The 23,541-nt window shown below is 74.9% G+C and carries 17 protein-coding genes and 1 riboswitch; of the genes, 13 read left to right on the plus strand and 4 right to left on the minus strand.

All coding sequences use genetic code 11. The features are described from left to right. Positions 1-245: 245 nt before the first annotated feature. Both Q8791_RS08935 and Q8791_RS08940 read left to right on the plus strand, forming a co-directional pair. Positions 246-1,166 (plus strand): ketopantoate reductase family protein, encoded by a 921-nt coding sequence (locus Q8791_RS08935; protein WP_330091144.1) that lies wholly within the window; start codon positions 246-248, stop codon positions 1,164-1,166. Positions 1,167-1,340: 174 nt separating this feature from the next. Then, positions 1,341-1,449: riboswitch (SAM riboswitch) on the plus strand. Between the two features lie 63 nt (positions 1,450-1,512). Then, the gene (locus tag Q8791_RS08940) at positions 1,513-3,462 is read left to right on the plus strand and encodes an FAD/NAD(P)-binding protein (RefSeq protein ID WP_330091145.1); all 1,950 of its coding nucleotides are present in this window, start codon (positions 1,513-1,515) and stop codon (positions 3,460-3,462) included. Positions 3,463-3,561: 99 nt separating this feature from the next. Here the strand turns inward: Q8791_RS08940 and Q8791_RS08945 are convergent, their stop codons facing one another. Further along, entirely contained in the window at positions 3,562-4,023 is a 462-nt protein-coding gene (locus tag Q8791_RS08945) for an acetyltransferase (protein WP_330091146.1), read from the minus strand. Between the two features lie 362 nt (positions 4,024-4,385). Here Q8791_RS08945 and Q8791_RS08950 point away from each other — a divergent pair, with 362 nt between their 5' ends. Continuing rightward, positions 4,386-5,792 (plus strand): VCBS repeat-containing protein, encoded by a 1,407-nt coding sequence (locus tag Q8791_RS08950; protein WP_330091147.1) that lies wholly within the window; start codon positions 4,386-4,388, stop codon positions 5,790-5,792. 281 nt (positions 5,793-6,073) lie between these two features. Here Q8791_RS08950 and Q8791_RS08955 read toward each other — a convergent pair whose 3' ends face one another. Further along, positions 6,074-6,856, minus strand: coding sequence for an endo alpha-1,4 polygalactosaminidase (locus tag Q8791_RS08955; protein WP_330091326.1), 783 nt, complete (start codon positions 6,854-6,856; stop codon positions 6,074-6,076). Between the two features lie 549 nt (positions 6,857-7,405). Here Q8791_RS08955 and Q8791_RS08960 point away from each other — a divergent pair. The 3 genes from Q8791_RS08960 to Q8791_RS08970 all read left to right on the plus strand — a co-directional run bounded on the left by Q8791_RS08960 (position 7,406) and on the right by Q8791_RS08970 (position 12,157). Beyond that, on the plus strand, positions 7,406-7,789 hold the full coding sequence (locus Q8791_RS08960; RefSeq protein ID WP_330091148.1) for a roadblock/LC7 domain-containing protein: 384 nt from the start codon (positions 7,406-7,408) through the stop codon (positions 7,787-7,789). 519 nt (positions 7,790-8,308) lie between these two features. Next, positions 8,309-8,554, plus strand: coding sequence for a hypothetical protein (locus Q8791_RS08965; protein ID WP_330091149.1), 246 nt, complete (start codon positions 8,309-8,311; stop codon positions 8,552-8,554). Positions 8,555-8,713: 159 nt separating this feature from the next. Next, positions 8,714-12,157 carry a DNA polymerase III subunit alpha gene (locus Q8791_RS08970; RefSeq protein ID WP_330091150.1) on the plus strand — a complete coding sequence of 1,148 codons (3,444 nt, stop codon included), beginning with the start codon at positions 8,714-8,716 and terminating at the stop codon, positions 12,155-12,157. 85 nt (positions 12,158-12,242) lie between these two features. On the opposite strand, the gene Q8791_RS08975 is transcribed toward Q8791_RS08970, so the two are convergent. Together Q8791_RS08975 and Q8791_RS08980 are read right to left on the minus strand one after the other, a co-directional pair. Beyond that, the gene (locus Q8791_RS08975) at positions 12,243-13,037 is read right to left on the minus strand and encodes an SDR family NAD(P)-dependent oxidoreductase (RefSeq protein WP_330091151.1); all 795 of its coding nucleotides are present in this window, start codon (positions 13,035-13,037) and stop codon (positions 12,243-12,245) included. A gap of 195 nt (positions 13,038-13,232) precedes the next feature. Next, the gene (locus Q8791_RS08980; RefSeq protein ID WP_330091152.1) at positions 13,233-14,090 is read right to left on the minus strand and encodes an SDR family oxidoreductase; all 858 of its coding nucleotides are present in this window, start codon (positions 14,088-14,090) and stop codon (positions 13,233-13,235) included. A gap of 132 nt (positions 14,091-14,222) precedes the next feature. Between Q8791_RS08980 and Q8791_RS08985 the strand changes: the two genes are divergently transcribed. The 7 genes from Q8791_RS08985 (at position 14,223) to Q8791_RS09015 (ending at position 23,490) form a co-directional block, all read left to right on the plus strand. After that, positions 14,223-14,609, plus strand: a complete 387-nt coding sequence (locus tag Q8791_RS08985; RefSeq protein WP_330091153.1) for a winged helix-turn-helix transcriptional regulator — start codon at positions 14,223-14,225, stop codon at positions 14,607-14,609. 667 nt (positions 14,610-15,276) lie between these two features. Continuing rightward, entirely contained in the window at positions 15,277-16,086 is an 810-nt protein-coding gene (locus tag Q8791_RS08990; protein WP_330091154.1) for a phytanoyl-CoA dioxygenase family protein, read from the plus strand. Then, the gene (locus Q8791_RS08995) at positions 16,083-16,661 is read left to right on the plus strand and encodes a DUF6309 family protein (RefSeq protein WP_330091155.1); all 579 of its coding nucleotides are present in this window, start codon (positions 16,083-16,085) and stop codon (positions 16,659-16,661) included. Before Q8791_RS08990 ends, Q8791_RS08995 begins: the two co-directional genes overlap by 4 nt. Further along, complete coding sequence (locus Q8791_RS09000; protein WP_407941977.1) at positions 16,658-21,106, plus strand: amino acid adenylation domain-containing protein; 4,449 nt, start codon at positions 16,658-16,660, stop codon at positions 21,104-21,106. The genes Q8791_RS08995 and Q8791_RS09000 overlap by 4 nt, the downstream gene beginning before the upstream one ends. Beyond that, complete coding sequence (locus Q8791_RS09005) at positions 21,096-21,956, plus strand: TauD/TfdA family dioxygenase (protein ID WP_330091156.1); 861 nt, start codon at positions 21,096-21,098, stop codon at positions 21,954-21,956. The genes Q8791_RS09000 and Q8791_RS09005 overlap by 11 nt, the downstream gene beginning before the upstream one ends. After that, positions 21,953-22,729 carry an SDR family oxidoreductase gene (locus Q8791_RS09010; RefSeq protein WP_330091157.1) on the plus strand — a complete coding sequence of 259 codons (777 nt, stop codon included), beginning with the start codon at positions 21,953-21,955 and terminating at the stop codon, positions 22,727-22,729. Before Q8791_RS09005 ends, Q8791_RS09010 begins: the two co-directional genes overlap by 4 nt. A gap of 5 nt (positions 22,730-22,734) precedes the next feature. Continuing rightward, complete coding sequence (locus tag Q8791_RS09015) at positions 22,735-23,490, plus strand: methyltransferase (protein WP_330091158.1); 756 nt, start codon at positions 22,735-22,737, stop codon at positions 23,488-23,490. Positions 23,491-23,541: the final 51 nt, after the last annotated feature.

Below are 23,541 nucleotides of genomic sequence, written 5' to 3' on the forward strand. Positions count from 1 at the left end.
GGGGCGGGGCCGGGGGACCGCCGGGACAGCCCGTCCGTTGCGGAGCGGGGCGCGGGGCCACCACCCCGCGGACCCTCCCGGGACGGGAGGGGACTCCGCGCTCCCTTCCTGCCGTCCGGTGCGCCAGCGGGCTCCGCACCGCGGCGCGACTCCGTGTCACCGGAGGGCAACTCCTTCACCCTTGCCCCCAGGTGTCCCATGGTCATACGTTTTGCGGTGTTCACGAGACACCGGGTAGGAGAATCATGAAGATCCTTGTGGTGGGCGCCGGAGCCGTCGGCGGGTACTTCGGCGCACGCCTGGTCCAGGCGGGCCGGGACGTCGACTTCCTCGTCCGGCCCGCGCGCGCCGAACTCCTCCGGGAGAGAGGACTGGTCCTGCGGAGCGCGGACGGCGGTGTGGAGTCGGTCCCCGTCACCCCGGTGACCGCCGACCGGCTGGGACCCGGCTACGACCTGGTCGTCCTCGCCGTGAAGTCGTACGGTTTCGACGCCGCGCTGGAGGACGCCGCCCCCGCGGTGGGTCCGGACACCGTGGTCCTGCCGTTCCTCAACGGCATGCGGCACATCGACGCCCTGGTGGAGCGGTTCGGCGCCGACCGGGTCTACGGCGGCGTGGCCATGGTGATGACCAGGCTGGGCGCGGAGGGCGAGATCGTCGAGGTCGGCAAGATGAGCCAGCTGATCTACGGCCCCCTCTCCGACCGCCCCGTGGTGGCCCCGGCCGACGTGCACGCCGCCCTGGACGCGGGCTCCTACTCGGTCTCCCTCACGGGGTCGGCGCGCCAGGAACTGTGGAACAAGTGGGTGTTCCTGGCGACCCTGGGCGCGTGCAACTGCCTGATGCGCGCCCCGATCGGCCGGATCAACAGCGCGCCCGGCGGCCAGGAGTTCACGGCCGGGGTGTTCGCCGAGGCCATCGCGGTGGCGACGGCGTCCGGGTACCCGCCCGGCCAGGACGCCCGCGACCGGGCCGACGCGATCATCGCCGACACGACGGCGACGACCACGACCTCGCTGTACTGGGACCTGACGCAGGGCAACCCGGTGGAGGCCGACCAGATCATCGGGGACCTGGTCGCCCGGGGCCGCGAGCTGGGGGTGCCCACCCCGCTGTTCTCCCTGGCCTACACCGGCCTGAGCGCGTACGCGGCCGCACGCGCCTGAGTGGCGGGCTTCCCGGCGCGCGCCGCGTACCGGGAAGCGCGCCGGGGGCGGTCGGCGCGGAGCCGACCGCCCCTCGGGTGCACCGATTGCCACCATCCGCCCCCTTGTGTGTATTTCTCGTCACCTTCCCTCCCACTTGTCTGGAATATTTCCTAGTGGATAAGTTCGGTTTCAGGTCACGAGTTCCAGCGCGAAGGTCCGGCTAGCTGGGCGGCAACCCTCCTGCGCGGTGGGGTGCCCCGGAATCGACGACCCGGCTGCGGCGACGCGGCAAGCGTGCGAGAACTCTCGTCCCCCGGCGCCGTCGCCGCACCTCAACACCGGACGAACACGACGAGGCGGGACTGTGAGCACCATCCCCGGGACGACCCCCCTCCCGCTCCGCGGGTTCGACGCCGTGGTGGTGGGCGGCGGCCCGCGCGCGGTCGCGGTCGTGGCGCGCCTGGCCGCCCGGCACCCCCGCACGGACCGGCCCGTACGGGTGGCCGTCGTGGACCGGGTGGAGGTGGGGGCGGGCGCCACCTGGCGCACCGACCAGTCCCCCCTGCTGCTCAACAACACCTACAGCGCGCACACCACGATCCACGCCGACGGCTCCACCCCGATGGACGGCCCCGTCGTCCCCGGTCCCGACCTGCTGCGCTGGGCCTCCGAGAGCGAGGTCCCGGCCGACCGCCCCGCGTGGGCGGCCCGCGAGGTCGCGGAGCTGCGCCCCTGGTCCTATCCGTCGCGGCGGATCCAGGGCGTGTACTACAACGAGCAGCTGGCGGCGGCGGGGGCCACCGGCCGGGTGGAGCTGACACCGGTCGTCGGCACCGCCGTGGACCTGGTGGCGTCGGGGGACGCCGGGCGGACGGTGGTACTGGAGGACGGACGCCGCCTGGACGCGCCCGTGGTCGTGCTGGCCCAGGGCATGGTGCAGGCGCGGCGCTCGCCCCGGGTCCGGTCCCTGGTGTCGGCCGCGGAGGCGCACGGGCTGGTGTACGTGGAGCCGGGCATGCCCGCGGAACGCGACTGGGACCGGGTCCCCGGAGGGGAGACCGTCCTGGTCGCGGGCCTGGGCGCGAACTTCTTCGACGTGGTGGCGCTGCTGACGGAGGGACGCGGCGGGCGGTTCGAGCCCGCCGGGGATCCGCTGTACCCGGCGCGGCTGCGCTACGTGCGGAGCGGGGACGAGCCGCACCTGGTGGCGGGGTCCCGGCGGGGCCTGCCCTACCGGGCCAAGGCCGCCTACCCCGACGGGTTCCCGCCGCGGTACGAGCCGCGCCTGGCGACGCGGCAGTGGTTCGCGCAGGTGGCGTCGGAGACCGGCCAGGACTTCCGGACGGCGGTGTGGCCGCAGCTCGCCCGCGAGTTCGCGTGGGCGCACCTGTCGTCCCTTCTGGAGCACCGCCCCGGGACCGTGGTGCCGGGGCTGGGCGCGGAGGAGCTGCTGGCGCGGTTGCGCGGTGCCGGCGCCGACGGTGTGGACGCCGTCGTGGCGGCTGCGGTGACCGATCCACGCCACCGCCTGTCGACGCGGCGGTTGGACCGGCCCGGACCGGCCGGACCGCTGACGGAGGAGGCCTGGCGGGCGTGGGTTGCGGCGTACGTGAACGAGGAGCTGGACACGATCCACTCCCCGCTCACGAGCGCGCGCAACGCCGTCAACCGGGCGATGGCGGCGCTGCGGGGGCAGGTGCAGCGCCTGGTCGCGGCGGGCGCGCTGGACGGGGCGAGCGTGGCCCGCGACGTGGCGGGGTGGTTCACGCCGACGGGTCTGGCGCTCGCGTCGGGGCCTCCTCCGCACCGCACCGCCCAGGTGCTGGCGCTGATCGACGCCGGTGTGCTGGAGCTACTCGGCGAGGGCTCGTCGGTGGAGTTCGAGGACGGCGTGTTCGTGGGGCGCTCGGCGTCGGTGCGGCGCGAGCCGGTGCGGGCGCGGGCGTTCGTGGAGACGCGCATGTCGAAGGGCGTGGTCACGGGCACCGACGACCCGTTGCTGGGCGCCCTCCTGGGGTCCGGCCGGGCGGGGCTGCACGTGTGGCCGTCCGCGGACGGCTCCCGGTCGTCCAGCGGGACCCTGGACGTGACCAGGTCCGGTTTCCGCCTGCTGGACGCCGACGGCGTCGCGGACGAGAGGGTGGTGGTGCTCGGCATCCCGGCCGAGGGTGTGCAGCCGGGCTCCTCCATCGGCGCGATCCCGGGCGTGCCCTCGCCGCTGCTGGCGGGGGCGGACCTGGCCGCCGCCGCTGTCATGGACCACCTGGGAGCCGACGACGTGTCGGGAACCGGCGTGACCGCGGGCCGCGTCTGAGGTCTGCCGCCGCTCCGCCGCCGCGCCCGGGTGTCCGGGCGCCGCGGCGGTGCGGCCGGTTCCCGGTCGGCCCCGGGTGCCCGGTCGGCCCCGCGGCGATCAGGAGCGGTCCCTGCGCATGTGGACGAGCGGGAACGGGCGCCCCTCGCCGTCCACCGGTGAGCGGCCCGTCTCCTCGAACCCCTGTGAGGCGTAGAACCCGCGCGCGGCCGGGTTCTGCTCGTTGACGTCCAGGGTGAGCACCGGGCGACCCTGCGCCGCCCAGGCCAGCAGGGCGCGGCCCACGCCGCGTCCCCGGGCGTCGTCGTGGACGAACAGCATGTCGACGTGGTGGCCGTCGAGCCCGATGAAGCCGACGGGGCGGCCGTCGGGGTCCACGGCGACGTGGACGTCGTGCCGGGGCAGGTAGGCGTCCAGGATCCTCGCCTCGTAGCGGTCGACGTCCTCCCGGGTCAGGAAGGCGTGTGTGGCGGTGACGGCGCTGCGCCAGATCTCCGCCAGGGCGGCGTACTCCTCCGGGCCCCTGGAGGGACGCACGTGCACTGGGAGAGAGGGATTCATACGCGCACCGTACCGGGGCCGCCTCCCGCACGGCACGGAGATTTCCTCCCGGAGGCGCCCGAACCCGCCCGCGGCCGGGCGCCGCCGACCTCGGGGACGGCTCCACCCCTCCCCCGGTGGTCACCGGGGACCACGGGCACCGACGAGCCGGCTCCGGCCCACGACCCGGGCGCGGTGCGCTCAGCACCGGTCCGCCGGCGGGTCACCGGAGGAGTCGCCGACGGGGGCGCGTTCCACAGCGGGGCCTTCGGCGGCCGAGACCGGCGCCGTGCGCCCGACGGATCTGCGACTACCCTGGCGTGATCCCCGAAGGCCGACCGGGCACGCCCGCCGTGCCGGCTCCCCGACGATCGGACGATCCCATGTACCCCCTCCGCCCCGCCCCGCTCTCCCTCGCCTGCGTCCTCTTCCTGAGCGGGTGCGCGAACGCCCCCGATCCCGGGGGTTCGGAGGGCGGACGGGGGCAGGGGGCCGACGAGGTGTACGAACTCGCCCCCGTCCCCGAGGGCGGGGGCGGCGACCTCCCCGACGACGTCAACGGGGACGGCTACACCGACCTCCTCTTCCTGGGGCCCGTCGAGACCGCCGGGAACGAGGGGACCTGGGAGCAGACGCGGCGGCTGGTGGTCGTCTACGGCTCGGAGCGCGGCCCCGATCCGACCACGCGCACGGGCCTCGAAGCCGGGGCCGTGACCGCGGTCGCCGCCGCGGGCGGCGGCCAGCACCTGCGCGCGGGGACCGCCGACCTGGACGGTGACGGCTTCTCCGACATACCCGTGACGACGGCTCCGCCCTCGGGGCAGGGCGTCGGCGGGGCCGCGGTGTTCTGGGGCGGTCCCGCCGGCCCCGACCCGGACGCGGCCCCCGTCCCCCTGGCGTCCGTGCCCTCCGGGGAGGGGTCGGACGGGGAGTGGTCCCCCAGCGGCGCGGCGCCGGCGCCCGGCGACTTCGACGGCGACGGCAGTGCCGACCTGGTGTCGTTCGAGGAGTCGGAGGGGAGGTCGCGTCTGACCGTCCTGTACGGCCCGTTCGAGCGTGACGGGACTCCCGCGCGCACCGGCCACCGCACGGTCGACGCCTGGGTCGGCGACCTGGTGCCCGGCCACCTCGCGGAGGGTGTTCCCACCCCTCTGCTGGTGCGGCGCGGCGACGACGGCGAGCAGCCCGGCAACACCCTCTACCTGACCGGGGGAGGCGACCCCGAGGCGTGGGGGGAGGCCGAACTGCACGCCGGGGGGATGTCCGTGTTCGGCGACTTCGACGGCGACGGCGAGACCGACCTGGCCGTCGGCGACGACGGGGGCAGGAACAACGAACCGGGGCACGGGACCGAGTCCCCCGAGGTGGACGACAGGCTGAACGTGTACCACGGCCCCTTCGACGCGGGCGTGCCCGAGCCCTCCTCGGTCCGGCTGACCCGGGACGAGGGGACCTACGGGGTCTTCCGCTCTCTCGGCGGGTGCGACCTGGACGGCGACGGCGCCGACACGCTCGCGGTGGGCCTCGGGGGCCACGGCGTCGACCTGCTGGACGACACGGGTTCGGGCCTGGCCCCGAACGGGGCGCCGACGCTGGTGCGCCCGGACTCCGGTGACGGCGGCGCCCCGGTCGCCCACGTCTTCGCCTGCGCGGACCACGACGCCGACGGTTCCGACGAGCTGGTGCTGTACCAGGTCCCGAAGGCGGACTGGTCGGCGCCGCTGCGCTGGTGGGTCACCGACGGGAGCGAGGACGAGGCGGCGTTCGACGGAGCGGGCTTCGAGGACTGAGGCGGGCCGCCCTCCCCGGGCCGAGGTCCGGGCCGACACCATGCCCGCATGGTTCCCGTCCCTCCCTCACCCGTCCCTCCTTCACCGCACCGCCGCTCCCCCTGCCCCCTGATGCTCCCGGTGAGGACCGCCCGCCCGCCTCACCGGTCTCCGGCCGCGCCCGCGGCCCGGTCACCGGTCTCCACTGGGGTGCCGTACGCCCCCGCCCCCGGCGCGGCCGGGGGCGGGGGCGGGGGCGGGGAGGAGCGAGGCCGGGCGTACCCGGCGGGGGCCGCCCCGTGTCAGCAGGCCTCGAAGAGGTACTCCTCCTCCTGCGGGCCGACCAGGTCCAGGTCGCGCAGGATCATCCTGTCGGGCGCGCCCGGGGAGGCGCAGGCCTCGGCGAAGGTCAACCCGGCCTCCTCCAGGGCCTCGGGGTACTCCACCGCCAGCACGTCGTCGCCGTAGGCGTCGGTGTAGGCGTCGCACTCGTTCCAGACGGCGCAGTCCTCGGCCATGGCGAAGTCGAAGCCGACCTCGTCCCTGCCGCGTTCGGTCGCCTCGGCCGCGTTCTTCTGTCCGGCGGCCATCCCGTGCCCGTGGGTGAGGGAGACCAGCTCCGTGGCGAGCGCGAGGTTGTCGTCCGGTGTCAGCAGGCCCTGGGAGCGCAGGTCGGAGTCGAGGTTGTCGAACTCGACCGCGTCGAACCCCTTCTCGGAGCAGGTCGCGATGGTCTCGGCGAGGATCTCGGCGAGGTCGGACCGCTTCTCCTCGGTGGAGGTGTCCAGGAGTCGCTCGTCCGGCCAGTTCGGGTCGATGACCGGTTCGCCGGACTCGTCGTGCAGGATCAGGTGGGGGTGCTCGGAGAGCCACCACTCCAGGTCGCCCGGCTGGGTCTGGAAACCGTTGACGTAACAGACCGAGTACAGGTCCGGCGCGGGTTCGGCCGTGGAGTCGCGGACCACCGTGCCCACCCCGGCGGGCGGTTCGTAGGCCGCGCCGAGCTGGTAGTCGAAGGTGCCCTCGGGGAAGCCCTCGATGGCCGCGGACCCGCTCTCGTCCGCGGTGTGGGATCCGACCGGCATGGTCTCACCCGGCCCGGCGCAGGCCGAGGCGGCGATGACGGCGACGAGCGCCGCCAGGAGGCCGCCGGGTGCCGTTCTCCGGATCCGTCGTGGTGCGGGCATGGATGTCCCCGTTCTGTCGGGCGGCGTGTCCGCCGCCGTCTCGTGGCCGACCGGGGCGGTTCCCCGGCCGGAGTGTGGTGGTCTTCCCGTCGCATCGTCCACTGTCGCGCGCCGGATGCGGTCGTGATCTTCCGCACTCGTGTTCGGACGTTCCCGGGACGGCCTGCGACGGCGGCGTGGGCACGCGGTCGGTCCGGGCACCGGTCGGGGCCAGGTCCCACCCGTGTGACCTGGCCCCGGAGCCCGCTCTTCGGCGGAGGTCCTCCGCGCCCGGCGGTCCGTCGCGGCGGGGTGCGCGGTAGGCGGCTTTACCGACGAGGAAGTTGAATTTTGAACGAGATGGAGCACAGTGTATCTTCGCGGTTTCCGAGCGTTATATCCGTTCTGCGTTCGATCTCCCCGCGGTGCGCCCGGTTCCGCCTCCACCCGACTGCCAGAAGGTCCGCGATGAACAAGACCGCCCCTCCCAGTACCAGCCCGGCATTGAGCGCACTCCTCGCGGAGGTCCCGGGGGTCGAACACGTGGTGCTCTGCACGGAGGGCGGCCTGGTCCACACCCTGGCCCTCGGCGCGGACCGCCGCCAGGCCGACCAGCTCTCGGCCCTGGGCAGCTTCCTCTTCAGCGGGGCGGAACGCATCGGTTCGCTGACGAGGTACGGCGCGGTCGACCACCTGGTCATCCGACTCCAGCGGGGAGGCTCGCTGCTCGTGCGCCCGGTGGGCTCGCTCCTGAGGGTCGTGATGCTGACCAGCGCCGACACCGCCCTCCCCCGCGCGGCGGTCTCCCTCGACCGGCTCGTGCAGGAACTGGAGAACTCGCTCACCCGGTAGGCCGGCCAGGGCCCCGACCGCCGTCAGGGCCTTCCTCCGACGCCACCGCACCGGCCCGACCCGGGTGCGTCGTTCACGGCGAGAGCCCCCGTGCCCGCACCCGGCCCCCGCCCGCCCATGGGTCCCCGCCTCACTGCCGTCGCCGTACCGGGACCTTGATCCTACGACCCGTTCGTCCCACTACATCACTTGCGCCACAGCGGTTTCATGTCGCCCCGACCGTCCGGACAAAGGCGCCGGTCAGTCGGCAACCCGGCCTACGAGCGCGCGATCTCCGACGCTCCGGGCCTCCCCTACGACACCGAGGCCCGGGCGGCGCACACCCGGGCACCGGCTTCCGGACCGGACCGCGCACCGCCGGCCCGTCCGCCGGGGCCGCCGCAGGAGGCGGCCGGGCCGCACCGGCCGGACCGGTGTCCGACACCCCGGGGGCCGCGCGTCACCCCTGGACAGCCCGGGGTCGGAGGATGGGGGGCGAAGACCCCGGACACTCACGACCCCACCTGCGACAATGGGTGCATGCCGAGTCCGCTGACCCGTGTGCCGCCCCTCGTCCGCGCCCGAGAGGCGAGCGGGTACGCCTACCTCCTGGCGTGGGTCGAGACGCGCGCCGGGCTCCGGGCCCGGATCACCTGGGTGGAGCAGTACCGCGAGGAGCCCTACCAGTGGCGCTGGGAGGTGGCCGAGGTCCCGGCCACCCGGGTGACGCAGATGGCCGGGCAGTCGTACCAGGGGGTCCCCCGCGAGCGCCGCGGGAGCGACTGACCCCCGCGGCGCCCCCTTCGTCCCCGCCGGGACGCCCGGCGGTGCCACCACCCTTCGCATGGTCTAGAATTCGAACATAGGTTCGATCGTGTCGCCTCTTCCCCACCGGCACCAGGACTGGGCCGAGCCCCAGTACGCCACCACGGGGAGGGACAGCGCATGCGGCACGGCAGCGAGCACACGGACTTCGCCCACCTGGGGGTCGTCTCCTCGTTCTCGACCCACCACGGCACCTGTCCTCCCGACCGCCTGGCCGCCCGCGCCGCCGACCTGGGACAGGGCATCCTCGCCCTCACCGACCGCGACGGCGTGTACGGCATGGTCGAGCACGTGCGCGCCTGCCAGAGCGCGGGCATCCGCCCCGTGCTGGGCTGCGACCTGGCACTGGCCTCCCCCGACGGCGGCCGGGTGACCCTCCTGGCCCGGGGGCGCCTCGGCTGGGCGACCCTGTGCCGCCTCGTCACCCGCGCCCACGCCCACACCCGCACGGCCCCCGCCCCCGGCCACACGGGCTCACTGCGGGTCCAGGGCGCGGCCGGCTCCCCCGCCCTGCCCCACGCCGCGATGGCCGAGGGCTCCTCGGGCGTGGTCGTGCTCCTGGGCCCGGGGTCCGACGTCGGCGAGGCCGTCGCCCGGGACCGGCCCACCCATGCCCGACGCCTGCTCGCCCGCTGGAAGGACGCGGCCGAGGTCGCGATCGCCGTGGCGGACCACGACCTCCCCGGGCAGAGGCGCACCGCCCGCGCCCTGCTGTCCCTGGCCGCCGAGACCCGCACGCTCGCCGTACTCACCAACGCCGTCCGCTACCCGGTGGCGGAGGACGCCGAGGTGGCGCACGTCCTGGACCAGGCCCGGCGGTGGGCGCCGGGCGGCTCCCGCCCCGGCCCCGCCACCGACCAGGCGTACCTCAAGAGCGGCGCCGAGATGCTCGCCGTCGCCGAGCGGCTGTGCGGCGGGGACGCCGCCCGCGCCCGGCGCCTGATCGCCCACACCACGGCCCTGGCCGCGTCCTGCACCCTGGACCCCGACACCGACCTCGGCATGGACGACATCCACCTGCCCGACGTGCCCCACGCGACCGACCGGCTCCTGCGGGCCTGCGAGGACGGCCTGATCCGGGTCGGACTGGGACACGACCCCCGGGCCCTGCGCCGCCTGTCCCACGAGATGGAGATCATCGAGGGCAAGCGGCTGTCCGCCTACTTCCTGACCGTCGCCGACGCCGCCGCCCGTATCCGCGACAAGGGCATCCGCTGCTCCATCCGCGGTTCGGGCACCGGCAGCCTGGTCAACCACCTGATCGGCATCTCCGCCGTCAACCCCCTGGACCACGGGCTGGTGATGGAGCGGTTCCTCAGCCAGAGCCGCTCGGGCCTGCCCGACATCGACCTGGACGTGGAGTCCGCCCGCAGGCTGGAGGCCTACGACGCGGTGTTCGGCGGCTACCCGGACGGAACGGCGTGCGTGTCGATGATGGAGACCTACCGGGCCCGCAGCGCCCTCCGGGACGTCGGCGCGGCCCTGCGCCTCCCCCCGCTGGAGGTCGACCGCCTCGCCAAGGCGTTCCCCCACCTGCGGGCGGGCCGCATCCGCGAGGCCGCCCGGGAACTGCCCGAGCTGCGGCGCTACGACGGCGCGGGCCTCGACGACCCCGCCACCCAGGACCTGTTCCGGCTGGCGGAGCGGTTGGACGGCCTGCCCCGGCACGTGGCCATGCACCCCTGCGGCCTGGTCGTCTCCGACGCCTCCCTGCGCGACCGCGTCCCGGTGGAGCCGTCCCTGGCCGGCTACCCCATGGTCCAGCTGGACAAGAACGACGTGGAGCCCATGGGGCTCATCAAGCTGGACGTCATCGGGGTGCGCATGCAGTCGTCGCTGGCCCACGCGCGGGCCGAGGTGGAGCGCACCACCGGCCGGGCTCCCGACCTGGAGGCCCTGCCCCGCGACGAGGCGACCTACCAGATGATCGGGGCGTCGCTCACCCTGGGCTGCTTCCAGATCGAGTCGCCCGGCCAGCGCGAACTCCTCAGCCGCCTGCGCCCGACCGGCATGGCCGACCTGATCGCCGACATCTCCCTGTTCCGCCCCGGGCCGGTCAAGAGCGACATGGTCACCCCCTACCTGTCGGCCCGCGACGGCGCGCCCCCGGACCTGTCGCTCACCCCGCTCCTGGACGACGTGCTCTCCGAGACCGGCGGGGTGGTGATCTGGCACGAGCAGATCATCGCCCTCCTGCACGCCATGACCAGCTGCGGACCGGACCGGGCCGAGGCGATGCGGCGGCGGCTCGGCACGGTGCAGGGGCTCGCCGACGTGCGGGAGGCGTTCACCTCGATGGCCTACGACTGCGGGCACGACGAGGAGACCGTGGAACGCGCCTGGGAGATCGTCGCCTCGTTCGGCTCGTTCGGGTTCTGCAAGGCGCACGCCGCCGCGTTCGCGCTCCCCACCTACCAGTCGGCGTGGCTCAAACGGCACCACCCGGCCGCCTTCTACGCGGGCATCCTCACCCACGACCCCGGAATGTACCCGCGCCGCGTGCTGGTCGCCGACGCCCGCCGCTTCGGGGTCCCCGTCCTGGGCGTGGACGTCAACCGGTCCGAGCGCTCGTGGCGGGCCGAGCGGACGCCGGAGGGCCGGTGGGGCGTGCGCGCGTCCCTGGCCGACGTCCGGGGGATCACGGGGGCGGAGGTCGACCGGGTCCTGGCGGAGCGGCCCTTCCTGTCGCTGCCGGACGCCGCGGACCGGGCGCACCTGTCCCGTGAGGCGCTGGACAGCCTGGTGCGGGTGGGCGCCTTCGACGCCCTGTGCGGGGTGGGCTCGGGAGCGGAGGGCGGACCGGACGGCGGCGGCGCGGTACCGGGGCGGCACGGGACGGGCACGGAGGCGGGGCCTCCCGACCGCCGCGACCTGCTCCTCCAGGTGTCCGCCCTGGAGCGGTCCCGCAGGACGCGGACCGACCGGGGGCAGCTCCCGCTGCCGCTGGACGGCACCGCTCCCGTACGGGGCTCGCTCCCGGCTACCACCGCGGACGAGCGGGTGTCGGCCGAGCTGGAGCTGCTGGGATACGAGGTGGAGCGGCACCTGCTGGACGGCTACGCTGACTTCCTCGCCTTCCTGGCCGTCCACCACCGCCTGGTCCGCGCCCAGGACCTGCACCTGGTGCCGGCGGGAGAGGAGGTGCTGGTGGCGGGGGTGAAGGTGGCCACCCAGACCCCGGCGGTGCGGTCGGGGCAGCGGATCATCTTCGCGACCGTGGACGACGCGACGGGGCTGGCCGACCTGACCTTCTTCTCGTCGGTGCAGCACAGGTGCGCGGCCACGGTGTTCTCCTCCCTGCTGCTGGCCGTGCGCGGCAGGGTGCGCAGGTCCGGGTCGGGGATGGCGACCCTGACCGCGTCCCACGCCCACGACCTGGCCGACCTGCACCGCGTCTGGGAGGAGCGGGGCGCCGCCGGGCTGGCGGAGGCGCTGCGCGCGGACCCGCCCGCGACCCCCGCGAGGGCGCCGGAGGGGCGCGCCGCGTGGCGGTCCTCCCCCGGGCCGGTCCCGGAGGCGGTCCGGCGCCTGTGGCACGCCAGCCCCGGCAGCTCGGGCCGCTGACGCCCGGCGGTCGGGCGCCCCGCCCCGGCAAGGGCCGCGGCGGCCGCCGGGCCCGTGTCCCCGCCCCTCTCCGGGGCCGCGGGCCTCAGGGAAGGATCGAGTCGACGTACCCTCCGTCGACGCGCAGGGCGCCACCCGTGGTGGCGGAGGCCAGGGGCGAGCTCAGGTAGACGACCATGTTCGCGATCTCCTCCGGTTCGATCAGCCTCTGGAGGAGGGACTGCGGCCGGTGCTCCCGCATGAAGGCGCGCTGGGCCTCGTCCCACGGCAGGTCCCTGTCGACGAGTTCGTACACGAAGTCCTCCACGCCGCCGGTGTGCGTGGGGCCCGCGATCACGGAGTTGACCGTGACGCCCGTGCCCGCGGCCTCCTTGGCGAAGCCCCGGGACACCGAGAGCAGGGCCGTCTTGGTCACTCCGTAGTGGATCATCTCGGCGGGGACGACCACGGCGGAGTCGCTGGCGATGTTGAGCACCCGCCCCCAGGCCCGCTCCACCATGCCCGGGAGGTAGGCGCGCGTCATGCGCACCGCCGTGAGGACGTTGACCTCGAAGTAGCGGCGCCACTCGTCGTCCCCCACCTCCAGTGCGGGCCGGGCGCCGAAGATGCCGAGGTTGTTGACGAGGATGTCGGTGTGCTCCACGGCGTCGAGGACCCGGCGCGCGCCCTCGTCGGTGGCGATGTCCCCGGGGGCGGCGACCAGGTCGGCGCCGGGGAGCTCCGCGCCCAGGCGTTCGAGCGCCCGCCCGACGGACTCCGCCGTGCGGCCGTTGACGGCGACCCTGGCGCCGGACCGGGCCAGTCCGAGCGCGATGGCGGCTCCGATCCCCTGGGTGGATCCGGTCACCAGGGCGGTCCTGCCGGCCAGGTCGATCTGCATGCGGGCTGCTCCCTACCGTCGCGACGCCGCTCCGGGACGCCGGAGCGCGGGACACGAAGATAGTTGCGCACGCCGTCTTTACGCAACCGCATCTATCGGGGTGTCGCCGGGAGGGCCGCACCCCGGCGGCGCGGTCGCGCGGGGCCGCCCCGGGCGACGGACGGCGCGGCCCGCCCCCGGGGCGCCCCGCGGGTGTCAGGCCAGGGTTCGCAGGGTTTCGACCAGCGGCGTGGTCGGTCGGCCGATCAGGCGGGACAGCTCGCCGCTGGTGGCGTCGAGCTCCCCGTCCCGGATGTTGCCGTCCAGGGCGACGACGAACGCGGCGGTGCCCTCGTCCAGCCCGGCGCCGGTCAGCGCGGCCAGGTGCTCCTCGGGGGTGAGGTCCTGGTAGACGACCTCGCGGCCGAGCACCTCGCCGAGGTCCCTGGCCAGTTCCGGGTAGGTCCAGGCGGTGTCGCCGGACAGCTCGTACACGGCGCCCGCGTGGGCCCGCGGGTCGCGCAGGACGGCTGAGGCGGCCTCCGCGAAGTCCTGCCGGGAGGCGCTCGCGACCCGGCCCCCGCCGACGCTGCCGATGACGGCTCCGCTCTCGCGCGCCCGGCCGATCTGCTGCTCGTAGTTCTCGTTGTACCAGCCGTTGCGCAGGATCGTGGCGGGGATGCCGGAGGCGGCGAGGACCTCCTCCGTGGCCTTGTGCTCGGGGGCCAGGACGAGGGTGGTGTCGGTGGCCCTGGGCGCGCTCGTGTAGACGATGTGCCCGATCCCGGCCTCCTCGGCCGCCTCGACGGCGTTGGTGTGCTGGACCACGCGCCTGCCGACCTCGCTGCCGGAGATCAGGAGGAGGGTGTCGGCGCCCCGGAAGGCGGCCCCGAGCGCCTCCGGGTCGTCGAGGTCGACGCGCGCGGTCCGCACACCGGTCGCGGCCAGCGCGGCCAGCCTGTCGGTGTCACGGCCGGTGGCGATGATCCGGTCGGCGGGGTGGCCGTGGGCCAGGAGGTCGGCGACGACGAGGCGGCCGAGGTGGCCGGTGGCACCGGTGATGACGACGGACATGCGGGTCCTTCCGATCGCGGGCCGGGGGGTTCCCGACCTTCGTGGGGTGGTAACCGGCCTGCTCTTCGGAGCATTCCAGAAGTCATGTACACACCTTTAAGTGAGGTACCCACCTTTTGGTAAGGTCTGGTCATGACGACGCCGGAGAAGAGTCACGCGGGTCCGCTGCTGCGCGGGGAGGTCCTGTCCCCCGGCTGCCCCTCGCGGCGGCTGCTGGGCGACATCACCAGCAAGTGGGGGGTGCTCGTCCTGATCTCCCTGTCCAGGGGGCCGCTGCGCTGGAGCGGTCTGCTGCGCGCCATCGGCGGCATCAGCGAGAAGATGCTCGCCCAGACCCTGCGCACCTTCGAGGCCGACGGGCTGGTCCTGCGCGACGCCAGGCCGGTGGTCCCCCCGCACGTGGTCTACAGCCTCACCGCCGACGGGCGCCGGGTGACCGACCTGCTGCTCCCGCTCGTGGAGTGGGCGCAGGACCACGTCACCCCCGTGCCGGGGGCCGAGCCGGACGGGGAGCGGTAGGGCCGCCCCGGGCGGCCGGCTACCCCGCCACCCCGCAGAGGCCGGACGGGCAGCGCGCCGTTCGGCCTTTCCATTTCCCTTTTTTCACATCGCACCCAAGGGCAACTCGCTCCCCCATGGCCCCGGGCTCCCGGCGGCACTGCCCTCTTTCCCACCCCTCCGGGAAATCCCCTGACAACACGCAATCCTTGACAAAAGGGATTCTCCGCGTTTCGCGATGCCCCGATCCCGGTGGTCCACCTCCCCACCTGCGACGCGCCACGAAAACACTTCCGCACACCGGGGAATGAACACCGACCGTCCACGGATCGGCACACCCGCGCCATTATCACGGACCGCGAACCGAGAACAGGGAATCCCTCGAATCTCGTGGATCAACGCTCTGATCAGCACCGGAGGACGACATCACGGCCGGAGATAGCGGCATTTCCCGGTTTCCCTTGACATCGCACGCGCCAAATGGAAACTGATACTGCCGACCTTCACCCCGGCGGCACTCCCGACGACCTCCCTCTCCTGCCGTTCTCCACGATCATTTCACCGGAAGCACGCCGAGCCGACCACCGCCCACCTGCGCACTACCGGTCCATGATCGATATCCGCGCGAGCCCCCGCCCGCGCCCCGCGAACGGCCACCACCCACCTGCGAAACAGGGGCCATATCTTGATGCACACGTTTACCCAGGAAGGCGATACCGTCACCGCACGGCGGAAACAGTTCGCCGAATCCGGATACCTCGTCCTCCCGGGTCTGCTTTCCCGCCCCCTGCTCGACCGCCTCGTGCCCGAGGTCGACCGCTGGGTGGACGAGGGGCTGCGCGACCGGTCGATCGCCGCCTGCCTCGACCCGGACACGTACGGCCCGCCCCCGGTGCTGGAGCTGGAACTGCCCGCCCACGGCCAGCTCCTCACCCACGAGCCGCTGATGGACGTCCTGTCCGAACTCATGGGCCCCTCCTTCGTCTTCCACCACCTGCACAGCGACAGGCACGGGACCGCGACCACCGGCAAGCCCTGGCACCACGACCACGAGTCCAACGACCGGGAGGACCCGGGTCTGCTCATGGTCCACGCCCTGCACTACCTCGGCGGCCTCGACGGGACCGTCGGAAGCCTCACGGTCCTGCCCGGATCCCACCTCGAACACGCGGACAAGACGGCGCGCGCCCACCTGGGAACCGCGGAGCTGCCGGGTGAGGTCGTCATCGACCGCCTCCCGGCCGGTTCGACCGTGCTGATGAACTCCGCGCTGTTCCACGCCCGCAGACCCGCCCGGCCCGGCCCCTCCCGGCCCCGCTACTTCGTCGACGCCTCGTACTGCCAGGCGGGGGCGAGGTGGCAACCGGTGAAGCCCTACTGGCGGTACATGCTCTCGCGCGCCCGCGAACTGGGCCTGGGCGGCGGGCGGTGGCCCGAGCTGTTCTCGGCCCGGCACTTCACCGAGTACACGGCGGCCGAACGGGGGGCCTCCGCGTGAGGGCCGTCCGCCCGGTCGCGTTCGACCGGGTGCGGGCGGTGTACCTGCGCGACCACCCCGCCGACCGGTCCCACGCGGCCAACTCCAACCGCGACGGGGACCAGGCCCTGGCCATGGCCCACGCACTGCTCGGCTCCTGGTCCAGGGTCCGGCTGACGCGGGAGGAGGTCCTCGGCGTCGTCCTCCCCTGGCACCTCAGCGAGGGCGGCGGGGTCGAGCTGGTGCCCCGGTCCGGCCTGACGGTCGGCGAGGCCGCGGAGCGGGTCCGCGCGGGCGGCGCGGGGATGGCCGAGGCCAACCCGCTCTGCGCGGAGAAGCTGGAGCTGTTCCGGCGCGCGCCCCTCACCCCCGTCTACCTGAGCACCCGCCCCGTGCCGCACTCCGACTACGGCGACCTGCGCGTCCGCACCGGCCTCATCCATCTGGACGGCCTGCACCGCATGATCGCCTGGGAGCTGGCCGGGCGCCTGTCCCCCGGGGAGGGGGTGGAGGCGTTCGTCGCCGGCTCCCCCGTCCCCGACCCGAACCGCCACCCCCGCCCCGCCACCGCGCGAACCGGAGACCCACACCCTTGACCCGTACGATGCGTCCCGCGCTCTCGCTCCACGACCTGCTCGCCGGCAGGGCCCGGTCCCACCCCGACCGGCCCGCGCTGAGCGACGGTGTCCGCTCCCTCGACTACCGCGCGCTCCACACCGCGGCCGGTCGCGTCGCGGCCCACCTGCACGGACTCGGCGCCGGCCGCGGAGACCGGGTCGCCGTGCTCGGCCCCCGCGACGGCCGGGTGTGCGCGCTGCTGTACGGCGTCCTGCGCTCCGGCGCGGCCGCGGTGCTCGTCGACCCGTCGTGGAGCGCGGCCGACGTGCGCGCGCGGCTGGACTCCGTCTCCGTGCGGCACGTGCTCAGCACCGACGGCGCGGTGCTCGCCCCCGGGGGGTACCGCACCGAGGTGCTGGACGTGGACGCGCTGGCCGCGGCGGGGCCGGTCGACCCGCCCGTGCCGGCCACCGCCCCGGAGACCGAACCGGACGCGGACGCGGCCTACCTGTCCTTCACCTCGGGTTCGAGCGGGGAGCCGAAGGCCGTCGCCGTGACCCACGCCAACGCCGTGCACTACGCCCGTTCGCTGCGGCGGCGCCTCGGGCTCACCCGCGCCGACGCGCCGTGCGTCGCACACGTCACGACCATGGCCGCCGACCTCGGCCACACCTCGTGGCTGCTCGCCCTCGCGACCGGCGGGTCGGTGCACGTGGTGCCCGACCACGAGACCCGCGACCCGGAGGCGTTCTGGGCATCCCTGGACGCCGCCGGGGTGTCGGTCCTCAAGACGACGCCGTCGCACCTGACGGCGCTGCTGGAGGGCCGGCCGACCGGGAGCACACCCCTGCGCACGCTCCTCCTGGGCGGGGAGACGCTGCCCCGCCCCCTCGCCGCCGACCTCCTCTCCGGGGGCGTGGCGGACCGGGTGGTCAACCACTACGGTCCGACGGAGACGACCATCGGCGCGACCTGCTTCGTCGCCGCGTCCCCCGCCGACCTGCCCGCGGACGAGGCGTCGGTCCCCGTCGGCACGGCGATCGGCGAGGTCGGCCTCTTCCTGGTCGGCCCCGACGGCCTCCCCGTGCCCGACGGTGTGGAGGGGGAACTCCTCATCGGCGGGCGGGGGGTCACCGCGGGCTACTTCGGCCGCCCCGACGAGACGGCGCTCCGCTTCGTCCGGCACGGCGGGGAGCGGATGTACCGGACGGGCGACACGTGCCGCCGCCGGCCGGACGGCAACCTCGTCTTCACGGGCCGGACCGACCGCCAGGTCAAGATCCGGGGCTTCCGGGTCGACCCGGCCGAGGTCGAGTGGGTGATCGGCGAGTTCCCCGGGGTCAGCCAGTCGGCGGTGTTCGTGCGGGAGACCGCGTCGGGAGGGCAGCTCCTGGCCGCGGTGCGCACCGCGGGCGGGGACGACGGGGACGGGACGCTCGACGCGCTCCGCTCCCACCTGCACGACCGCCTGCCCGGCTACTCGGTCCCGCAGCCGATCGTCGCACTGCCGGACTTCCCGACCGGACCCAACGGCAAGCTCGACCGCGAACGCCTCGCCGCGGTCGTGGACGGGGTCCTGGAGGGCGGGGCGTCGAGGGCGGCGCCCGGCCGGGAGGCCGTGCCGGAGCGGATCGAGATGCCCGTGGTCCGGGCGGTCGCCGAGCTGTGGGCGAGCGCGCTGGGCCTGCCCTTCGTCGATCCGCACGCCGACGTCCTGGCGCTGGGGGGAGACTCGATCCTCGCCATGCGCACGGTCACGCTGCTGCGGAGGTCGGGGTACCGCGTCGCGTTCGAGGACTTCTACCGGAGCCCGACCCCGATGCTCCTGGCGTCCGTCGCCCGCCGGGCGGGCGACGGCGCGGACGGCGGCGGACCCGCCGCCCAGGAGGGGGACGGCACGGGGCGGCTCGCCCCGGCCCAGCGCTGGCTGTTCCGGCAGCGGATCGGGGACCACCGGCACTGGAACCAGTCCGCCGTCCTGCGGTGCGGGGTGTCCGTGGAGCCCGCGGCGCTCTCGGCCGCGGTGGAGGAGGTGCTGCGGCGCCACCCGGCGCTGCGGCAGCCGGTGGGACCGGACGGCCCCGGGCTCCCCCGCCCCGCCGAGGACGTGGAGGCGGTGACCTTCTCGTCCCTGCCGCGCACCACGGGCCACCTCGCCGAGGCGGTCGAGGCCACGTGCTCGGAGCTGCAACGCGGGCTGGACCCGCAGGCCGGACGCCTGATCCGGATCCACCTCTTCTCCGGCGGGCACGGCGTCCAGGACCGGCTCGCGGTGATCGTCCACCACCTGGCGAGCGACGGCCTGTCCTGGCGGATCCTGCTCGACGACCTCGCCCACGCCTACAGGGCGGCGGTCTCGGGGCGGGCGGCCGACCTGCCTCCCACGGCCGACTTCTACCGGTGGGCGGCGACGGCGCCGCCCGCTCCCGGTGTGCCGGAGCCCGCAGAGGACGCCGCCGGTGGCCCTCACCGCGCAGGCGGCACCGGAGCGACGGGCGGCGCGCAGAGGTCGGCAGGGTCGGGCGGCACGGCCGGGGACACCGAACCGGTGGCCCTCACCTGGGCCCTGGACGAGAGCGCCACCGCCCGGCTCGTCCGGCGCCACGGGCGCGCGCAGCGCCTGGAGGCGTTCCTTCTGTCGGCCCTCGCCGAGGCCGCCCTGCGCTGGAGCGGCCGGTCCCGCCTCGGGGTGGAGGTGGAGACCCACGGCCGCGACACCACAGGCGCGGGCGGGGACCACATGGACACCGTCGGATGGTTCACGGCCGTCAAGCACGTGGTCGTCGACCATCCCGTCCGGGCCGTCCGCGCGGCGACCACGGGCTCCACCGCCAGGGCCCGCCGCGACGGGCGGACCGACCGGGACGGCGGCGCGGTCGCCGCCACGGCCCTCCGGGGACCGGACGGCCACGCGGCAGGCGCGGACACCCCGGCCGCGCGGGTGCGCGAGGTCGAGCGCCGTGTGCGGGAGGCGCCGGAACTGCCGATGGACACGGCGGGGCCGCGCCCCGAGGTCGGGTTCAACTTCCTGGGCACGTTCGAGCTGCCCGACGAACCGACGCTGCGATGGTCCGTCGCGCCCGAGGCGGGCGGGGCGGCCCGCTGCGCCGGCGGGGACCCCCTCTACCGGATGCGCCTCACCGCCCGCATCGTCGAGGGGAGGCTGGTGACCGACCTCGTGTACGCGTGGCCGCGGCTGTCCCACGACGCGGCGCACGGCGTCGTCGCGTCCTTCGGCCGGGCCGTCGCGGCCGAGGCGGGCGCCACTCCCCTGCCGCACACCAGGTCCCCCGTCTCGACCTCCGGGCGGCTGCTGTACACGGGCACCGCCCCTCCCGCGCCGCGCGTCCGGGTCCTGGGCGAGCCGACGCGGGTGCTGCTCACCGGCGCCACCGGCTACGTGGGCAGGCACCTGCTGGCCGAACTCGTCGCGCGGGGAGCGCGGGTCACGTGCCTGGTGCGCGGCGAACGCGACGCCGACGCCGCCCTGCGGCTCTCCCCCGGCCCGGACGGGCACGGGGCGGGGCGGGGCGGGTTCGACGTGGTCGCGGGCGACATCGACCGCGAGGGCCTGGGCCTGTCCCGGGAGGGCCTGGCCCGGGTGCGCGGGGCCCAGGTGGTCGTGCACGCGGCCGCGGACGTGCGCCTCGTGGCCCCGCCCGCCGACCTGGAACGGACCAACGACACCGCGGTGCGCCGGCTGCTCGGGTGGATCGACGCCGAGGTCCCCGGCGCCAGGCTCCACCACCTCTCGACCCTCGCGGTCGCCGGCGGGGTGGACGGGCCCGCCCGCCGGTTCAGCGAGGCCGACCTGCGGATCGGCCAGGGGTTCCGCACCCCCTACGAGAGGACCAAGTTCGCGGCCGAGGAGGCCGTCCGCTCCTGGGCCGCGTCGGGGCGCCAGTGCTACGTCCACCGGAGCGGCCACGTCGCGGCGCACAGCAGGACGGGGGCTTTCCAGGCCAACGTGGAGGACAACAGGGTCTACCAGCTGGTCCGCGGCTACGTCCTGGCGGGAGCGGCGCCGAGTCGCCCTACGGAGTCCTTCGCGTTCTCCCACGTCGACACCGTGGCGGCGGGGATCGCGGCGATCGTGACGCACCCGTACGCGGCCCCCGGCACCTACCACGTGGAGACGCCGCACACGGTGCCCCACGACGAGCTCGTGGCGTGGCTCGTCGGCATGGGCCACCCGATCGCGCTGACCGGCGACGACGGGTTCGCCGCCGCCCTGGCCGGGGTGGAGCGGACCAGGCCGACCGCCGCGCGGCTGGCCTCGGCGTGGTCGCAGCTGGAGGACCGCAACGTCGTGGTCGACAGCTCCTCCACCACGGCCGCGCTCGACCGCGTCGGCGTGCGCTTCGCCCCTCCGACACCCGAGTGGTGGTCCGCCGCCATGGAATGGGCCGCCGGTGTCGGCTTCCTGCCGGAACCCGGTGCCGATGTTCACGACGAAGGGAACGATCCTCACCATGAGCGATGACACTGTGACAGAGATCGGCTGGGGCAGCACGACCCTGGATTCGCGTCGGGCGCTGTGGTCCCGGCCGCTCGGCGACGAGGACCGGAAGCTGCTGTGGACGGACGCCGTCGCCGGGAGGTGGAACGGGGCAGCCCACGTGCGCGACGGGCTCCGCGCCTCCACGGAGGAGAGCATCCGCTCGGTGGGCTTCGCCCACGTCCCCAACCTGATGGACGCCTCCGCGGACGGCGAGGAGATCGTGCGGGCCCTGTCCTTCGTGCTGGGGGACTTCGGGGAGGTCATCCCGCAGAACGCCCAGGGCGACCTGTGGCAGGTGCTCCGCGACCGGGACGGGGACGGGGCCACCGAGCTGGGGTTCCACTGCGACACCTGCGACGTGCTCGTCCTGCTCTGCCTCCAGCCCGCGGTGCTGGGCGGCGGCGACACCAAGCTGGCGAGCGCCCGGTACGTGCGGGAGATCATCGGGCGCGAGCGCCCGGACGTCCTGGCGACGCTGGAGGAGGACTGGACCTTCGACCGGACCGGGCGGGCCGGCCAGCAGGTCATCGTCTCCCCGATCCTGTTCACCCAGAAGGACGGGACGGTGGGCTGCTACTACCAGACGCGCACCGTTCGCACCTCCCCGGAGAGGGGCGGTCCGCCCCTGACCGCGCGCCAGTGGGAGGCGCTCGACGTGCTCGACGAGGTCCTCTACCGGCCGGAGATCGCCTTCGGTCTGCGGCTGGCGGCGGGCGACCTGCTGCTCATCCGCAACAGCCGGGTCCTGCACGGGCGCTCGCCCTACGTGGACGAGCCGGGCCCCCGCGCGCGGCGCGTGCTCCGGGCGTGGATGAACACGGGAAGCCGGTGAGCGCCCGCGGGGAGGACCGTGCGCGGGGCCGCGGGACCGCCGTGGTGACCGGGGGCGGCAGCGGCCTGGGGCGTGCGAGCGCACTGGCCCTGCTCGCGGACGGGTGGTCGGTGGCGGTCGCCGGGCGCCGCAAGGAGGCGTTGGAGGAGACCGTCGCCCTCGCCGGCCGGGACGCCGACCGCGTCCTGGCCGTGCCGACCGACATCCGCAGCCCCGTGGAGGTGGAGTCTCTGTTCGCCGCGGTCCGCGCGCGGTTCGGCCGGGTGGACCTGCTGTTCAACAACGCGGGCGCGGCCGTGCCGCGCACACCGGTGGAGGAGGTGGCGCTGGAGGACTGGCACCGGATCGTGGACACCACCGTCACCGGGACCTTCCTGTGCGCCCGGGAGGCGTTCCGCTCGATGCGGGAGCAGTCGCCCCCGGGCGGGCGCATCATCAACAACGGGGCGCCGTCCGCCCACTCGCCGCGGCCGAACTCCGTCGCCTACACCACGGCCAAGCACGCGGTCCTCGGCCTCACCCGGGCGCTGTCCCTGGACGGGCGCGCGCACGGCATCGCCTGCGGGCAGATCGACGTGGGCAACGTGGCCCCGGTGGACGGCGGCCCGCAGCCGCCCGCCATGCAGGCCGACGGGACGATGGCCGTGGAGCCGACGATCCCGGTGGAAAGGTTCACCGAGGCCCTGCTGTTGATGGCGTCGATGCCCCTGGAGGCCAACGTGCAGTTCCTGACGGTGCTGCCGACGTCGATGCCCTTCGTCGGGCGGGGGTGACCGGGGTGTTCATCAGCGCGCGCACCTTCGAGGAGTACCGGGCGATGTTCGCGCTCTCGGAGCACGACCTGTCCCTGCGGATCCTGGACTGTCCCGGCGGCGCCGCGAGCTTCGTGGCGGGCGCCGGGGCCCGGGGCACGGACGCCGTGGCCGTGGACCCCCAGTACGGTCCGGGACGGGAGGCGCTGGGGCCGCTGGCCCTGCGGGAGAACGAGCACAGGCACGCGGAGGTGGTCGGGCGCGCGGAGGACTTCGTGTGGACGTGGTTCGGCGGTCCCCGCCGGTACACGCGGCTGCGTTCGCGGTCCGCACGGGACTTCACCGCGGACATCGCGGCGAGGCCGGGGCGGTACGTCCTGGGCTCCCTGCCGAACCTGCCGTTCGCCGACCGCGCCTTCGACCTGGTGCTCAGCTCCCACCTGCTGTTCTCCTACGGGGAGCAGATGGATGAGGACTTCCACCGGGACGCGCTGCTCGAACTGGTGCGGGTGTCCCGCGGGCAGGTGCGCCTGTACCCCCTGTTCCTGCACACGAGCCACAAGCGGTACCCGGCGCTGGACCGCATGCGGGAGATGCTGGCCGGGTACGGCGTCCCCTCGCGGGTGGAGCGCGTGGACTACGCGTTCGACCCCGGGGACGAGGAGATGCTGGTGCTGGAGTGCGGCGGTCCGCGCGACCTGCCGGGGTCCTCCCTCCGCGGAAGGCCCTCCTCGGTGGGTTTCGATCCGGTGCGCTGGAGGCATCTGCGGCCGGACCGGTGACCCGGGGCACGGGGGCACGGGGGCGGGGGCTGAGCCTCGAACGGCGCCCTG

Source organism: Nocardiopsis codii (assembly GCF_036327455.1).
Classification (GTDB): Bacteria; Actinomycetota; Actinomycetes; order Streptosporangiales; family Streptosporangiaceae; genus Nocardiopsis; species Nocardiopsis codii.

What these genes read in the sequence shown, in the direction of transcription:
- Q8791_RS08965 (WP_330091149.1), top strand. Translation starts at nt 8,309, where the DNA reads ATGCCGAGTCCGCTGACCCGTGTGCCGCCCCTCGTCCGCGCCCGAGAG.
- Q8791_RS08985 (WP_330091153.1), top strand. Translation starts at nt 14,223, where the DNA reads ATGACGACGCCGGAGAAGAGTCACGCGGGTCCGCTGCTGCGCGGGGAG.
- Q8791_RS08980 (WP_330091152.1), bottom strand. Translation starts at nt 14,090, where the DNA reads ATGTCCGTCGTCATCACCGGTGCCACCGGCCACCTCGGCCGCCTCGTC.
- Q8791_RS08955 (WP_330091326.1), bottom strand. Translation starts at nt 6,856, where the DNA reads ATGCCGGTCGGATCCCACACCGCGGACGAGAGCGGGTCCGCGGCCATC.
- Q8791_RS08975 (WP_330091151.1), bottom strand. Translation starts at nt 13,037, where the DNA reads ATGCAGATCGACCTGGCCGGCAGGACCGCCCTGGTGACCGGATCCACC.
- Q8791_RS08950 (WP_330091147.1), top strand. Translation starts at nt 4,386, where the DNA reads ATGTACCCCCTCCGCCCCGCCCCGCTCTCCCTCGCCTGCGTCCTCTTC.
- Q8791_RS08935 (WP_330091144.1), top strand. Translation starts at nt 246, where the DNA reads ATGAAGATCCTTGTGGTGGGCGCCGGAGCCGTCGGCGGGTACTTCGGC.
- Q8791_RS09005 (WP_330091156.1), top strand. Translation starts at nt 21,096, where the DNA reads ATGAGCGATGACACTGTGACAGAGATCGGCTGGGGCAGCACGACCCTG.
- Q8791_RS08960 (WP_330091148.1), top strand. Translation starts at nt 7,406, where the DNA reads ATGAACAAGACCGCCCCTCCCAGTACCAGCCCGGCATTGAGCGCACTC.
- Q8791_RS08970 (WP_330091150.1), top strand. Translation starts at nt 8,714, where the DNA reads ATGCGGCACGGCAGCGAGCACACGGACTTCGCCCACCTGGGGGTCGTC.
- Q8791_RS08990 (WP_330091154.1), top strand. Translation starts at nt 15,277, where the DNA reads ATGCACACGTTTACCCAGGAAGGCGATACCGTCACCGCACGGCGGAAA.
- Q8791_RS08945 (WP_330091146.1), bottom strand. Translation starts at nt 4,023, where the DNA reads ATGAATCCCTCTCTCCCAGTGCACGTGCGTCCCTCCAGGGGCCCGGAG.